General features: G+C 51.7%; 16 protein-coding genes. 14 read left to right on the top strand and 2 right to left on the bottom strand.

Annotated features, from left to right (window positions below; translation table 11 throughout):
• Positions 1-78: 78 nt before the first annotated feature.
• Positions 79-918, bottom strand: a complete 840-nt coding sequence (locus tag AB6E51_RS21055) for a hypothetical protein (RefSeq protein WP_372140122.1) — start codon at positions 916-918, stop codon at positions 79-81.
• Between the two features lie 677 nt (positions 919-1,595).
• Between AB6E51_RS21055 and AB6E51_RS21050 the strand changes: the two genes are divergently transcribed.
• From AB6E51_RS21050 to traN, 14 genes are all read left to right on the top strand, one after another.
• The gene (locus tag AB6E51_RS21050) at positions 1,596-1,799 is read left to right on the top strand and encodes a TraY domain-containing protein (protein WP_171763005.1); all 204 of its coding nucleotides are present in this window, start codon (positions 1,596-1,598) and stop codon (positions 1,797-1,799) included.
• A gap of 366 nt (positions 1,800-2,165) precedes the next feature.
• Positions 2,166-2,363: a hypothetical protein gene (locus tag AB6E51_RS21045; protein WP_016799707.1), complete on the top strand. Its 198-nt coding sequence runs from the start codon at positions 2,166-2,168 to the stop codon at positions 2,361-2,363.
• 472 nt (positions 2,364-2,835) lie between these two features.
• A complete protein-coding gene (gene traA, locus AB6E51_RS21040; RefSeq protein ID WP_016790706.1) occupies positions 2,836-3,129 on the top strand; it encodes a type IV conjugative transfer system pilin TraA in 294 nt (97 codons plus the stop codon).
• An 18-nt stretch (positions 3,130-3,147) separates the two neighbouring features.
• On the top strand, positions 3,148-3,450 hold the full coding sequence (gene traL / locus AB6E51_RS21035; RefSeq protein WP_016799709.1) for a type IV conjugative transfer system protein TraL: 303 nt from the start codon (positions 3,148-3,150) through the stop codon (positions 3,448-3,450).
• Positions 3,451-3,458: 8 nt separating this feature from the next.
• Positions 3,459-4,028, top strand: coding sequence for a type IV conjugative transfer system protein TraE (gene traE, locus AB6E51_RS21030; protein WP_016786999.1), 570 nt, complete (start codon positions 3,459-3,461; stop codon positions 4,026-4,028).
• Complete coding sequence (traK, locus tag AB6E51_RS21025) at positions 4,025-4,768, top strand: type-F conjugative transfer system secretin TraK (protein WP_016799711.1); 744 nt, start codon at positions 4,025-4,027, stop codon at positions 4,766-4,768. The genes traE and traK overlap by 4 nt, the downstream gene beginning before the upstream one ends.
• Entirely contained in the window at positions 4,758-6,227 is a 1,470-nt protein-coding gene (locus tag AB6E51_RS21020; RefSeq protein ID WP_016799712.1) for a TrbI/VirB10 family protein, read from the top strand. The genes traK and AB6E51_RS21020 overlap by 11 nt, the downstream gene beginning before the upstream one ends.
• Before the next feature lie 9 nt (positions 6,228-6,236).
• On the top strand, positions 6,237-6,602 hold the full coding sequence (gene traV, locus AB6E51_RS21015) for a type IV conjugative transfer system lipoprotein TraV (RefSeq protein WP_016790712.1): 366 nt from the start codon (positions 6,237-6,239) through the stop codon (positions 6,600-6,602).
• Between the two features lie 2 nt (positions 6,603-6,604).
• Complete coding sequence (gene traC, locus AB6E51_RS21010; RefSeq protein WP_016799713.1) at positions 6,605-9,187, top strand: type IV secretion system protein TraC; 2,583 nt, start codon at positions 6,605-6,607, stop codon at positions 9,185-9,187.
• Positions 9,177-9,512 (top strand): TrbI F-type domain-containing protein, encoded by a 336-nt coding sequence (locus AB6E51_RS21005; protein ID WP_016790714.1) that lies wholly within the window; start codon positions 9,177-9,179, stop codon positions 9,510-9,512. The genes traC and AB6E51_RS21005 overlap by 11 nt, the downstream gene beginning before the upstream one ends.
• An 8-nt stretch (positions 9,513-9,520) precedes the next feature.
• Positions 9,521-10,186: a type-F conjugative transfer system protein TraW gene (traW, locus tag AB6E51_RS21000; protein ID WP_372140118.1), complete on the top strand. Its 666-nt coding sequence runs from the start codon at positions 9,521-9,523 to the stop codon at positions 10,184-10,186.
• Complete coding sequence (traU, locus tag AB6E51_RS20995) at positions 10,183-11,196, top strand: conjugal transfer pilus assembly protein TraU (RefSeq protein WP_016787188.1); 1,014 nt, start codon at positions 10,183-10,185, stop codon at positions 11,194-11,196. The genes traW and traU overlap by 4 nt, the downstream gene beginning before the upstream one ends.
• A gap of 89 nt (positions 11,197-11,285) precedes the next feature.
• Positions 11,286-11,981, top strand: a complete 696-nt coding sequence (trbC, locus tag AB6E51_RS20990) for a type-F conjugative transfer system pilin assembly protein TrbC (protein WP_371706888.1) — start codon at positions 11,286-11,288, stop codon at positions 11,979-11,981.
• Entirely contained in the window at positions 11,978-13,675 is a 1,698-nt protein-coding gene (gene traN / locus AB6E51_RS20985; protein WP_372140116.1) for a type-F conjugative transfer system mating-pair stabilization protein TraN, read from the top strand. The genes trbC and traN overlap by 4 nt, the downstream gene beginning before the upstream one ends.
• Here traN and AB6E51_RS20980 read toward each other — a convergent pair.
• On the bottom strand, positions 13,661-13,889 hold a 229-nt coding region (locus AB6E51_RS20980), incomplete at its 5' end, for a hypothetical protein (RefSeq protein ID WP_372140114.1). The genes traN and AB6E51_RS20980 overlap by 15 nt on opposite strands.

Genomic DNA, 13,889 nt, shown 5'->3' with positions numbered 1-13,889 from the left:
AGGGTTGGTGAATCTTTAACCAAAAATGCGCTACAGACGTGCAAAACCCTCCGCCGTTAAGCGGATACCTCTCTATAGCTAGTGTGGAGAAGGGGAGTGGTGGGGCGTTGCTATGAACAGGTTGGCCACGTTCTTAGCAAAATCATTACAGCGCGTCGCGTTGTAGATCTCCTGAATGCCAGAAGCAATGGTACGGAAGTTTAGCCAGTCAAAACGCAAGCCTTTCTTTTCCATGCGTTTGCGTGAGGCGATAATCAACTCGCAAATATTAGGATAGCGCACCACTTTAATGTCTCTAAAGAAAGCTTCGGTGAATTGCTTGTAAGCCGCTGCGCTGCGCACTGTACCTTCGGCATCATCGACGCACACATTAATGCGCTCACTGTACAAGTAAGTCGCACGTTGCAAGTATCGAATCACCTTAGCGAACGACTTCGGTGAGATATACTCGCCCCAACGTAACGCGTAGTCTTCCTGGAGTTGGTCATAGCTGATGGTTTTCAAACCGGCTTCGGTCGGCACACCGATACGGCCACCAATCAAATCCGTGTTAGGTAAGATACAAGCTAAGACTTTGGCAATCAGCGTTCGGCACTGGATGTTATTGATAGCCGCGCCTCCCCAAGCGAATAGCGCAGGAAACCGTTGTGGATTATTGATAAACTCTTGGCACGCTTTTAAGATAAAAGCGTACTCGTGGGGAAGATTGACCACGTCACCACTACGAAGCAAACGTCGAGCCTTAAAGCCGATAGCGTAATCGTCCTGGTCAAGCTCAGTCTCAGATTGAGCAGGCTTAGGATTGAGCACTTCATGGTGCATCTTAATGAGTTCACGCTTACGCGCTTTACGCATCAAACGGTACGCTTTGTCGTATTGGGATTTGGCTAACGCTGGTGCAAGGTTATCTACAAACATGAGACTCGCCCTCTAAGCCATAACCGAGCCAGATCAGAATGTGAGGATCTGATGTCAATGCGGTTATTACTGAGGTCTGGAGTCTGAGGGTTGCTTGCCATAGGCAAGACACAATGGTCTGATTCATGTTTTGATTCCGCTAGATTTTTGGGTTGTTTGGATTGAGAGTCCAAACAATGAGCTTTCAATTTACACAAGATCGTCAGAAAGATCAAATGCTTAAATTTCAGGCACAAAAAAGCCGTTCACTAGCGGGCGAACGGCTGCTTTGCGAATGCTATATAGTTAGGATCTCACCCCTAACACACTCTCAATTCTTAAAAAATACACTACATAGAAAACTATGTAGTAGCGTGCTATGTAATGCACTTTTCACTCTAAGAATCTGCACTAATTATAGCGCACTTACTTTATGGGGCTCAAGCCTTAAATCACACTTTCACAAAATCGTTTTACATAATGAATATTATACGTAGTTATATCAATAACTTACATGACTTCATTATAATCTGTGATATCTAATCACATATTATACTTTATTTATATAAACTTCATAGTTTTTATATTTATCTAACCGCTTAATTCTTAACCATACCCTCACCATTAAATTAATTATTTTCTTATTTTTCAAAACTTTAAAGTGGTTCGCATTATATTCATTATGTTAAATAGCAGCAATGAGCGACGCCGTTTTGAGCCAAAAATCATCCAGCCCTAAAGGTACACACGTCAACGTGAAACTCTCAGGCAAACATAACCAAATTCTGGAGAGCTCAACGGCTCACAATCGCCGTACAAAACGCGCGGAAGCCCAAGCTCGCCTAGAGCACCACCTTGATGTGTTCGGTGTGAACTGGGAAGTACCCAAAGATAAACCATAATTTTTTCCAAAAAAAAGATCCCCGAATGGGATCAATGACATCAAAACGATTGTCGATTTGCTCTTTAACAACTTGCGCCATGAACGACTTAACACGGAACTTGTTTTGTGTGGGTCACTCCGAGCAAACCAGTGACGGAGGACAGTAATTCACTGAAACAGACCTTATTGACCGCTACGGCGACCGGATGCATGACCTATAGATAATGGAAGTGCATAAGCTGGTATGGCTGAACTGTGTGAATGACCCGAAATGTGAATAAGCCCCGCCTACTGTCTCGGCGGTCAGGTAGAGACAATCTCCAAAGCCTATTTCTACAGTGGGCTTTGGAGAAAACGAAAATAAACCACGCAGAGGAGCGAACCCATGAAATCAAAAATGACCGTCATTCAAGAGCTTAAGTTTTGGGTTGGTGTCATCGAGCAAGCCGCTATTCCTGCCAACGGGGAGCGTTTAACACAAGACGAGCAAGGCGCGTTATCCCAAACGTATAGAGTTCTCGCGCAAACCGCGCTCTACGCAGCGGACAAGCATAACAACACAGGAGAAAATTCAATTAACTGAGCAACCACCGGGCGCTAGGCTTGGCCATTCACTCGCTTTTGGCTGCGATAACGAGGCGAAGCCTCTTGTTGAGACAAAGGGAGTACCGCGTCAGCGGATAGGGTAAACGTTTTTCAATGCTCACTGAGCAGGCATAGATTTTGCCCCTAAAAACGGCATAGAAAACCGTCTGTTCACAGTCAAACTGTGAGTGATGCCAACACTTAACTCACTGGGGAGTCAGTTTTATAAGCGTCTCGCCCAAAACACTCTGTGTCCTATCTACCGTCAGTGATCATTGAAAAGCCAAACCGCATTAAAAATACCACGCCTTCTTGTCTATCCGGCAAGGAGATAATAAGGGGGGAAACCCTCCTTTATCTATTCTCTTTTGCGCTTAACCGCGTGAGTAAACTCTTCCGGTCTTTCGGCTGGTCGCTTTTTGGCGCCGCCTCGCGGTGTCCTAGTACCTTAAAAACAAGGAAACTTTCCTATGCAAGTCAAAAAAACACCTCTTAAACCCCTGCCATGGCTGGCATGCGTGGCCATCCTGTCGGCTGCCCTGGTCCAGCCTGCTCTTGCCGCTGACTTATTTGCCACGGGTAAAGACATGGTGAAAGAAACCGCGGGCGATGATTCGGGTATTGAAACCGCGATGCTCGGCTTTTCCGCGCTCAGCGCAGCGGTGGTCGGCATTACATCGCGCAACTGGTTTGGCGCCGTCGGCGGCTTTGCAGGCGGAATGATGTTCTGGGAGGTGGTGAAGCCACTGGTTGGCTTAGCGTAATCATAAGGCGGCGATGACATGGAAAATAAAGCGCAGTATTACGCGATCCCTAAATACCTCAATTCAGGCAAACGCCTGTGCGGCCTTCCAAGAGAAGAGCTCCTTCCTGCTGTATGCATCTTTGCGCTTGGCTTTTTTGCCAAACACTACGCGATTGGCTTTGTCCTCGCGGCGGTTTGGTTTATGGGATTGAGGTACATAAAAACGCAATACGGTGAACACATCGTCGCCTACGCCCTTTATTGGTGGGGCAGCGCTTCGATTAATCAAATGCTGTTCAAACATACCCCACCGGCGATTAAACGCTATTGGTTGTCTTAAGGAGTCGTATGGAAATTTCGAACAAAAAAGACCTGTTGGCGATGAGTAAGATGCTCAACGTGTTTTTGGCGGTGGGCTTTTTCACCGCCAGCTTCGCCTGTGTGGTGCTCGCGGCGGCGTTGACCTATCTCTCACTCAAAGAGAGCCGAACGCTGGTTCCGCCGACGCTCTCACAAGCGTTTTCGGTGTCCAATGGCGACGTGGATGAATCGTATTTGATGTTGATGGGCAGTTACTTCTTGCACCTGAAATACGACATCACCCCCGCCAGCGTCTCCCGTCAATACGGGTTACTGCTCGATTATGTGCCCGCTAAATCCTGGTCGGCCGTCCAACCGACCTTGCTGTCGGACGCGCAACAAATCACGACCAGCAACATCTCCAGTCGATTTGTGGCGGATAAAGATGGCGCCTTAGTGGCGTTGGGAACGATGCAGTTTAAACAGACCGGCACGCTCTACAAGTCTGTGGGTGACCGCGACTTAGCGCCTGAGAAAGTCACGTATGTCGTGCAAATGGCGTACCCCCATGGGGTGCTGGAGCTGATTGGCATTAAAAGAGAAGGAGAACCCTCGTGAAACGCCTGCTGACCTTAGTGCCGTTACTGGCGGCCTTATCAAGCCCGTTATCGCAGGCCGACAACGTGGCGAAACGAGAAATTGATTTTAACGATGGGGACACCATCCCCGTCACCCTGTCTTCCCTTAACATCAACCGTTTGATGGTCAAGGACGATAAAATCGTCAACATCACCTGCCCCAGTGGCTTTTGTACCACGACCGCTAATCAAAAGGATAAGACAGGCTCGGTGTCGCTGAAAATCAACATTCAATTGCCGTTCAATGTTCACGTCACGACCAGTAAGGGGCGAGTCTTCTCCCTGTTTGTTAGCCCGAAAGCGACGCCGTCGGTAGTGACAGAGTTTTTACCCTCGGACAGAGAGCGCCAACAACCCTCAGTGTTTGACCGTGCGTTTGATTACCCCTCAGCGCTGGCCGAATTCACCAAGCAAATGATGCATTGGCAATTCGATGGGACGCCAATTTCCGGTTTCACGGTGCATCCGGTCGACCCTGAAACGTTACCGCCTGACGAGGGCGCTTTACCCCTTATTCCGCAAGTGGTGTTTGTCGGGCAAGACTACTCGGGGATCATTTACGAGGTCCAAAACCGCTCTAATGAGACCGTCACGTTGACCACGGCGCAGTTTTACAGTTACGCGGCGCGCAGTGCGGCGCTCGACCGTTTAACGCTTGGCCCCAATGAACGCACTCAGCTTTACCTGATCACGGGTGGAGGGGTGAGCGATGTTCGATAAATTCAGAGAGCGCTTTTTTAGCGATAAAGAGGGCGATTTTGACCATGGCGGAGACATCAACGCCGAGACCACCAAGCGCAATCAACACATTACGTCCGTGATTGTCTTGTTTCTCGTGTTGGCCGTCCTTGGGGTGTACCAGTACACCCGTCCTAAAACGGTCAAAGTGGCGCCCACGACAGCGGTGGAGTTTGGGGCCATCGTGGATAAAGGCTTCACAGAAAAAGACAACCAGTCGGCCCTCACTCAGCAACAGATGTTGATTGCCACGCTCACCAAAGAGATGCGCGATCTGAAAGGGAAGATGCAAGGGTTTAAGAAAGAGACCGAGCAGCGTATCCGCAGCGCCAAGTTGGATACGGCGTCGTTGGTGGAAGACAAGGTGCGACGTGAAATGCAAAGCACGGTGGACGAGCTGAAAGCGAAGATGGAGGCGATGCAAAGCCCGGCTTCACCGCCTGTGGATGGGTTCAATGATGGCGGTGAGGCTGCGTATCCCCTGGTGGGTGGCGATGAGACGTTTGGACAAGCGAGGCTCCCTCCTCGGCCTTTGCCTTCCTCAGACAACAACCCCAACCTCGACACGCTGGCTTACCCCCCACGCCAGCAGCGCTCCTTTGCTCAGCATCAGTTTGATAGCACCGATTTTTCGTGGCAGGAAGAGGCTGAAGCGCCCCGCCGAACCACGGACAATTATGTCCCGACGGGCACGTTTGTCACGGCGGTCGTGACGGGCGGCGCGGACGCGAATGCGGGCGTTTTAGGGCAAGGCGATACCACCCCCATGGTCTTTCAGACCTTGAACAACGGCATCTTACCCAATGGTAAGCCCTCCAAACTCAAAGATTGCACCATCACAGGGGCGACCTACGGGGAAATCTCGTCGTCACGGGGCATTGTTCGGACTCACCGCATGAGTTGTATCTTCGACAATAAAGACATTTTGGACGTGGCGGTCAAAGGCACGGTGTTCAATTTTGGTCGTAACGGCATTCGCGGTACCACCATTTTAAAAAATGGCAAAGTAGTACAGATGGCCGGTATCTCTGGCATTTTGACGGGGCTTGGGGAAGCCGGTAAAGGTTTGTCGGAAACCACGTCTACCTCGGCGCTTGGCTCAACGAGCAGCGTCTCTGGCCAAGACATTGGCCTCAACTTGTTGGGGAATGCCACCGCGTCGGTGGGCGCGAAGTTGGCCGATTACTACATCGGACTGGCAGAGATGTATCACCCCATTGTTGAAATCAATCCAGGCTCGGTGGTCAACATCGTCTTTCTGGAGGGGTTCCCGCTCGATCCGCTGGAAGCGGCCGAGTATGAACAGGCCCAAGCCCAAGAGCAGTCCTCTCAATCGAATCAACTCATGGAAGTGATCAGCAACGTGACTCAGAATCCATTAGCGAACCAAATCAGCGCGCAAGGCATCCAAGTGCCGTCGTCGCCGTTTGGTCAAAAATAAGGAAACGTCATGCACAAACTCATTGTGTTTTTACCCTTGTTGCTCGGTGGCTGCGCGGCAGGCCTGGGCGAAGATTTCAGTTGTACGCAGGTGGGCGGCACATCCGGTTGCACCACCATGGATGAGATACGGCGCCAACCGATGGGGACCTCCCCAGTGTCTGCGGCGCAGGCGGCCCCTGACAATGTGTTCTTAACGTTGCCACGGCGCGATCGTCAAGGGGTGCCTAAGCGCACTCAAGATACGGTGAGAAAGATCACCATTTTCCCATTCACGGACACGCTCGGGCATTACGTCGACACCACGGATATTTACGTGATACTCGATGAAAGTCGTTGGTCTGGGCGTCCCGCTAATGCCATCTGGAAGGATTAAGCATGCTCAGTCAACTGTTGAAACGTAAACCTTCGTTGGGGCTTGGTGGTTTAGTCGCCGACGCCAATCAGCATCAAAACCACTTCCATCATGAATTGCCGTACCGCGACTTTGATGCGCAGACTCAACTCTTTCATAACCGAAAATCGTATGGCTTTGCGCTTAAGCTGACGGTGCTTGGTGGGGCCAACGACGAATTGGTGATATCGCTCAACAAGATGGTGATGGATTTCCCTCAAGGCGATAAGTGGGATTATCAATTGTCGATGTTTGGTCACAATCGAGTCGCGCATTACTTAGAAGCCAATGGGGACATCATGGCCAAGCGAGGCGGTATTTGCCAGCGCTTAGCCGAAGAAGAAGTGCGCTACGCGGGGTTTTCTGCGGCGAAAGGGTTTTTCCATCGTCAGCGACATAAGTTTGATTTACGCGATTACGACGCGTATTTCTTCGTGTCAACGAAAGAGAAAAAGACCGACAAGTTGGATGATGTGCGCGCGGCGATGGAAACGGCGCTGTTGCAACTCGGTGTTGAGACCGCGCGGGTCGACCCCAAAGGGCTCATTACCTTTGCGGGTGATCTCTTGAACTTTGATGCCAAGCAAGACCGTCCGATTGAGCGTGACTACAACCCGTTCGACCCGATCAACCGCCAAGTGCTGTCGCCGGATACCGAAATGATCATCAAACGGGATCACATTGCCACGCGTCACACCAATCCTTTCGGTCAAGAGACGCGCGGGCGCACCGTGTGCATGGGACTCTCTCGAGCCCCCACCGACTTTCGGTTGTACGCGATGCCCGAAGCGTTTGCGTCGATTCGTAATGTCTCGCGCATGTTGACGTGCCCACATGTGTTGTCGTTGAGTTTTCGTCACAACGTCACGGGGAATTTTGAGCACGAGAACAACAAGAAAATTAATGATTTGACCAAAACACTGAAATCCCCGATGGCCATGTTTTCACCCACCGCGGGTGAAGAGTTGGAAGAGCGCACGGCCTTGCAAAAGGGGTTGGCCGACAAAGCGACCTCGGTGTGCTCGATGGTGTTGAACTTGACCTTGTTTACCCATAAAGCGCAGCAGCGCCACGACGTGCAATCGGCCAAAGAAGCGTTTTCGGCCACGGGACTCGACATCAAAGAGCAAATCATGATGCAAAGTCAAAGCGTGCTCAGTGCGCTGCCGTTTTTAATGAGCGAAGGCGTGTGGGAGGATTGTGGCCGAGCGGGTCGCGTCCGAACGTTAAAAAGTGCCAACGTGGTCAATTTCTTTCCGATGGTGCTCGATTTTAAACGCCTGGTCAGTGGCATGTTGCTGCCGACGATGCGCGGGCAAATCTCGTTTTTTGACCCCTTTCATTGTGGCAGTGACAACAAAAACATCGCCTTGACCGGCGGCTCGGGGGCGGGGAAAAGCTTTTTTACCCAGGGCTTGGTGCGCAGCGTCTACGCCAAAGGGGGGAAGTGTTGGATCCTCGACAAAGGGGACAGTTACAAAAAGCTCACCTTGATGCTCGGGGGCACCTACCTCAATCACACCAATATTTTCCTTAATCCGTTTACCCATCTAGAACAAGTCAAAAACAGCGCGCATCACGAGCCGGTCGACGGAGAGAACGTCGACCCGATGAAAGAAGCGCTCAGCAACATCACCGCCTTGTTCGCGACCATCGCGTCGCCTCATGCTGAATTGGAAGGCTATCAGATGGCGGTGCTGGGTGACGCCATTTTACGGGCGTGGGAGGACAATGGCACCATAACGATTGTGGATGACGTCCAAGCGCAGTTGTTTACGTTGGCCGATGAACATGGCCACGATCGCCGTATTCGAGACATCGCCGTACAACTGAATAAATATTGCGCAAAGGGCATTTATGGCGACACGTTCAATAAACCTTCAATGCTCGACCCCACGGTGGATATCACCACCCTAGAGCTTGAAGGGTTCCCTGAAGATGTGCTGCGTCCGGTGGTGTTTGCGCTGATTGTGTCCATCAACCAGCAAATGTACCTCTCAGGCTCTCGCTCAACCCCCAAAATGTGCATCATCGAAGAGGCGTGGAGCTTGATGTCAGGCACCAACGCCCAGACGCGCAGTTTCATTAACACCGGCTATCGAACCGCGCGTAAATTTGGGGGATCATTTTGTACGGTGACCCAAGGTATTGGGGACTTTTTTGTGAACGAAGAAGCGCGCGCCTCTTACGATAATTCCGACATTCACATTACGCTGCGCCAAGGCGAAGGCTTTGAAAAGTTTTTGCAAGACAACCCCAAGGCGTTCAACGAAATGGAGCAAGGGATCATCAAAAGTTTCCCACGGGCTGGGGACGCTGGGTACAGCTGCGTGCGCATCAAAGCCGGTGGCCACACCACCTATCACCGCGTGTTTTCCGATCCGTTTACGCGAGCGTGCTACAGCACCGAAGCGACCGAATTTGAATACTGCGAAAACTTAGTGAAACAAGGCATGCCGAGTATCGAAGCGATAGAAGCGACCGCGCAACATTTCTACGGTCAAGAAATCGCCGACTATCAGCAAGCGCTTCAACAAAAAGCACAAGGGGTTTCCTATGACGTTTGATTTACATGGCCTATTTACCGTGGCGTGCGTGAGTATTGCCTCCTCGGTGGTGACCACCTTAGCGTTGGAGTCGCCGCCTCCCTTAGTCAGCATGGACGTAAAAAGCACCCTCGACCAATACCATAAAGAATTGCTGAAATCCCCCCTTTCTCTGCCGGAGCAAACGGATAAATTGGCGCACTTTGCCCGTGTCATGAACGAAGAAGTGGCGCGTTATGCCACTGAGCAAGGGCAAGTGGTGTTGGTCAGCGCCGCGGTCGTCGGTGGCACACCGGACATCACCTCGCACATCCAACGTGCCATTGTTGAGCGCTATGAGCCGTAGGAGTCAGTATGCGACACCTGATGATGGTCTTCGCCCTGCTGCTTTCGTTAGGGGCGGTGGCGAAGGACTTAGGTCGAATGGGACCGACGTTCCCGATTGGGGAAATCGACATGCTGACGTGGATAGAGGCGCGGCTTAAACACTTTGAGAAAACGGGCAAACTTGAGCAAATGCAAACCGAGTTTGCTGAGCAAGTGAAACAAAGCGTGGAAACGCCGCCGCCGCTTTCCTTATCGACCACGACCACCCCCAAAACGTTTTTGGTGGATCCCAGCATCACGGTGCCCAAGGATTTAACCGATGTCCAGGGGCGAGTCTTTGCCAAAGCGGGGACGCGAGTGAATCCCTTTGATACCCGCACTTGGCCAACGGGCGCAAAATTACCGCAGTTTGAGTATTCAAACGTGCTGGTTTTTTTTGATGCGCGCGATGCCAAGCAAGTCGAGTTCGTGGCCAACCTAGAGCATGCCAAGCCCCTTCGCTACATTTTAACCGGTGGCAGCCCCAATCAGGCGGCCAAACGATTCAATACCCGCATGTACTTCGACCAACAAGGGACGCTCAGCGACCGGCTTCACATCCAAGCGGTGCCCAGTCTTGTCGAGCAGTCGGGGCACGCATGGCGCGTTCAAGAGTTTGATGTGCAACACATTGTTGTGGGAGAGTCACCATGAAAATCCGCACTTTATTCGGGTTACTTGCTCTGTGTGGGTCACTGTTGGTCAGTTCGACCGCGAAGGCCGGAGGGCCCGCGTGCGTCAGCCGATTTATCAACCCCATCACCGACGTGTGTTGGAGCTGCCTATTTCCGATGACGCTGGGCTCTGTACCCCTCATTCCATCCATTTACCCTGACACCAACAACCCCACAATGCCGATCTCGTTTTGCCCAAAACCGCCGCCGATTTTCATGCAAATTGGGTTAAACATTGGTTATTGGGAGCCGTACGCGCTGACCGATGTGACGCGGGTGCCTTATTGCATGGTCAATATGGGGATGCAACTGGCCGGCGCCAATCAGCAAAAACTCGGCGGTCGAACCACCGCGCGCGATTCCGGTTCGAGTGATGGCGGGTTTTATCACGCGCACTGGTACAAATACCCCCTCATCTACTGGCTGCAATTGATGCAATCGGCGGCGTGCATGGCCACCGATAACTTTGATGTGGCCTACCTGACCGAGGTCGACCCTCTGTGGGATGACGACGAGCTGGCGTTTATCTTAAACCCCGAAGCGATTTTGTTTGGTAACCCCATTGCGCAGTTAGCGTGCGTACCGGAGTCCATTGCCACCACGACCAATGTGGTGCTCCCGTTTGATTTTTTGTTTTGGTGTTTGGGCTCTCAAGGCAGCGCTTACCCGTTAACGGGCAACACCAACTATCGAGACACCCCGATACAAGCGGGCACCCTCATTATGGAGCGGCTCAATTACAAGTTGCACCGGCAAGGGATGGTGTGGGAGACGCGTGGCGAAGATGGGGCGGTCTGTTACCAGTACCCGACGCCAATCTTACCCAAGTCTCGATACCGCTATCAAATGAGCGCGCCGATCACGGATGCCGCATGGTGTCACCCTTACACCACGACGACCACCATTTGGGAAATGGGCCACGATAACCCCACTACGGGCGATAACTTCGGTTACGTTCAGTGGCGTAAGCGCAATTGCGTGTTTCTTTAACCTGAGCTCGCTTTTGGCTGGGTAGGCTTACCTGCCCCGTCAAAAGGAGTACCACGCTTGCGTGGAGCTTTTATTTATTTGAGGTTTTTATGTCCCCCTTGCACTCCCTAGTCGCCACGGCTGCCTTGTGCGCGGCGACGCTGTGTCACGCGTACACTCAAGAAGAGCTTCAAGCGTTCACCGAGCTTGAAAAAACAATGGTGCAAACAGCCATGCCGTCAGAGCTCGAACGTCATCTTCAATCCCAGCAACGCGCCAGCGATGAGATAGCATCTGATGCGAAAGCCATGGCACGTTTTTGGCAAGACAAGCTCAAACCCCAACACCTTAAGCGCGTCATTGATATTCCCGAGCCAACGCAAAACCCCAAAGCTGCCCCAACGGGGGTCATGGTGTTTGTGTCTTTGACCATGCCAGAGGCGTCCTTGCGCGCGCTTTTAAAACAAAGTGAGCAATGGCAAGTGCCTTTGGTGATACGCGGTGTGTTGCCAAGCGGTTTTCCGGCGACCGCAAGGCGCATTCAATCGCTACTGAAAACCCATCAACCAGACCAACCCATTCAAAGTGGTTTTGCCATTAACCCTGAGTGGTTTCGGACCTTTTCGGTGACTGAAGTGCCAACGTTTGTGGCGGTAAAACCCGGCAAGTGCTTACCCAAGCAGCCGTGCAATGAAACGGACTATGACCTCATTAAAGGCAACCTCTCGATCCCCGATGCGCTGAATCAATTGGCCCGTGGTGACAATCCCGAGGTGGTGAATGCCGTCTTAAGGAGGCAGCCGTGAAACACGTTCTATTGATCGCGAGCCTGGCCATCGTTAGCGGCGCATTCGCAAGCCAAGGCGACCATTATTACGACAATGTGGATTGGGTGAAAAGCGCGCAGAAAAATATCCCTTCAACGGCGAAGGGGAAGCTCGATGTGGGGGATTACTGCGCGGGGCAAGGGTGTGACAATGATCTGCGTAACCCAGAGCAGGCTCAGCTGAACGACGGCAATATGGACGCGAACGCGCGCACTCATTATCAGTCCAATGATAAGGCGCAAGCCGTGCAAACCCGTTTTGATAAAGGCCGACCGGATGTGAAAAGCGACCCCGCGTATGAATTTGCGCTCATGGTCCAGGATAATGCTTATGAGATATCTCATGGCTTATCCAATCAATACGTGGATTGTGACAACGCGACGCAATGCGTCATCGATGACATTCCCAAAGTGTGTCGTCAACCGACCAATAACACCGTGCCTTGCACTAAAATGCCGACGTTCACCGCGGTCACGTCTCCTGTGATTTACAGTTGCTCAAGAGGAACTCTTCAAGGGAGGTTATGCGTGATACCAACTGAAGATTGCCGTTATGAGAGTTTTTATGGACGAATCAAGTATGGCTTCCAAGTAGGTACGCAAGGCTCTGCCTTCATTTTCTGGGAGGGTACCCGTTACCACCTTCGCACTTCAACTTGGGCTAATTACGGAGGCCATTATTTAAAGCCAGGACAAGGAAGACAGGCTTGTAAACTTGTTAACACCACTGTTGCTGCGACACTGAGTTGTAGCTCTGACTTCACGCTTTCAGGCGGAAACTGCATCAAAAATACCGTGCGTTGGACCACTCATTGCAACCTATTAAGTGAGTGTCAAGTCGTGTCCCAAACCTGTGTAGAGGGGCGAGGCACACGCCGTATTAACGGCGTGCCCACCACGCTCGATTGCTGGAAGTACCAAGTTAACCACCAATGCACGCGGGACAATACGTGTAATGCGCTGCCGACCGATTGCACCACCACCGCGACGCATTGCAGTGCCAAACAAAAAGGCGTGTGCATCGAGGAAGAGCTCAAAAAATCCTGCCCACAGAAGCGCTGCAGCGCCACCAACTTAACCTGTGGCGAAGAAAGTTTTTGTCTCGACGGTGATTGCTATGCGGGCACGCCTAAGCCCTCCAGTGATTTTAATGAATCGGCGGCGGCTTTAGCGGCGCTGGCCAAAGCGGCAGAAGGGCTCGGTGATCCGCCTCTCATCTTTACTGGGCAAGGTCAGAAGTGCACTAAAAAAATGCTCGGAATTTCGGACTGCTGTAAAGATGGCGGTTGGGGCACCGATGTGGGGCTCGCTCAGTGCAGCGAAGAAGAAAAAGCCCTGGGTAAAGCGAAAGATGACAAGTTGACCATTTATCTCGGCAGTTACTGCGCAGAAAAAGTGCTCGGGCAATGCTTACGCAAGAAGAGAACCTATTGCGTGTTCGACAGCTTATTGGCGCGCATTATTCAAGAGCAAGGAACGCGCGACCAACTGGGATTGAGCTTGGGCACCGCTAAGGTGCCCATCTGCGGGGCGATCACCCCAGAGCAGATGCAGCAAATTAACTTTGAAGATATCGATTTCTCGGATTTCTTTGGTGAGATGAACAGCAACACCCACTTGCCGTCTAGCCAAGAAATTCAACATCGGTTATCCAGTGCTTTAGGAGATCCATAACGTGATGCCCTCTTTTTCGACCCCTTTGGTGAGGGTCGCCCTGATGTTGGGAGTGATGGGCGCGTTCAGCGCCCAAGCCTCGTCCAACCCGCAAGGTTGGAAGTGGTATAACGAGCCCCATGCGGCCCCAACCTTAACCCCGCCGCCCCCAAAACCCCTTGAGCCCAATACCACCACGAGGATCATGAGCGCTACCGAACAGATGGACTGGTTT

The sequence above is a fragment of the Vibrio sp. 10N.247.311.47 genome, assembly GCF_041467535.1.
Classification (GTDB): Bacteria; Pseudomonadota; Gammaproteobacteria; order Enterobacterales; family Vibrionaceae; genus Vibrio; species Vibrio crassostreae_C.
This window is presented reverse-complemented; position numbering and strand designations above follow the sequence as displayed.

Coding starts and splice junctions, on each gene's coding strand:
- AB6E51_RS21055 (WP_372140122.1), bottom strand. CDS start 918: ATGTTTGTAGATAACCTTGCACCAGCGTTAGCCAAATCCCAATACGAC.
- AB6E51_RS21050 (WP_171763005.1), top strand. CDS start 1,596: ATGAGCGACGCCGTTTTGAGCCAAAAATCATCCAGCCCTAAAGGTACA.
- AB6E51_RS21045 (WP_016799707.1), top strand. CDS start 2,166: ATGAAATCAAAAATGACCGTCATTCAAGAGCTTAAGTTTTGGGTTGGT.
- traA (WP_016790706.1), top strand. CDS start 2,836: ATGCAAGTCAAAAAAACACCTCTTAAACCCCTGCCATGGCTGGCATGC.
- traL (WP_016799709.1), top strand. CDS start 3,148: ATGGAAAATAAAGCGCAGTATTACGCGATCCCTAAATACCTCAATTCA.
- traE (WP_016786999.1), top strand. CDS start 3,459: ATGGAAATTTCGAACAAAAAAGACCTGTTGGCGATGAGTAAGATGCTC.
- AB6E51_RS21020 (WP_016799712.1), top strand. CDS start 4,758: ATGTTCGATAAATTCAGAGAGCGCTTTTTTAGCGATAAAGAGGGCGAT.
- traV (WP_016790712.1), top strand. CDS start 6,237: ATGCACAAACTCATTGTGTTTTTACCCTTGTTGCTCGGTGGCTGCGCG.
- traC (WP_016799713.1), top strand. CDS start 6,605: ATGCTCAGTCAACTGTTGAAACGTAAACCTTCGTTGGGGCTTGGTGGT.
- AB6E51_RS21005 (WP_016790714.1), top strand. CDS start 9,177: ATGACGTTTGATTTACATGGCCTATTTACCGTGGCGTGCGTGAGTATT.
- traW (WP_372140118.1), top strand. CDS start 9,521: ATGCGACACCTGATGATGGTCTTCGCCCTGCTGCTTTCGTTAGGGGCG.
- traU (WP_016787188.1), top strand. CDS start 10,183: ATGAAAATCCGCACTTTATTCGGGTTACTTGCTCTGTGTGGGTCACTG.
- trbC (WP_371706888.1), top strand. CDS start 11,286: ATGTCCCCCTTGCACTCCCTAGTCGCCACGGCTGCCTTGTGCGCGGCG.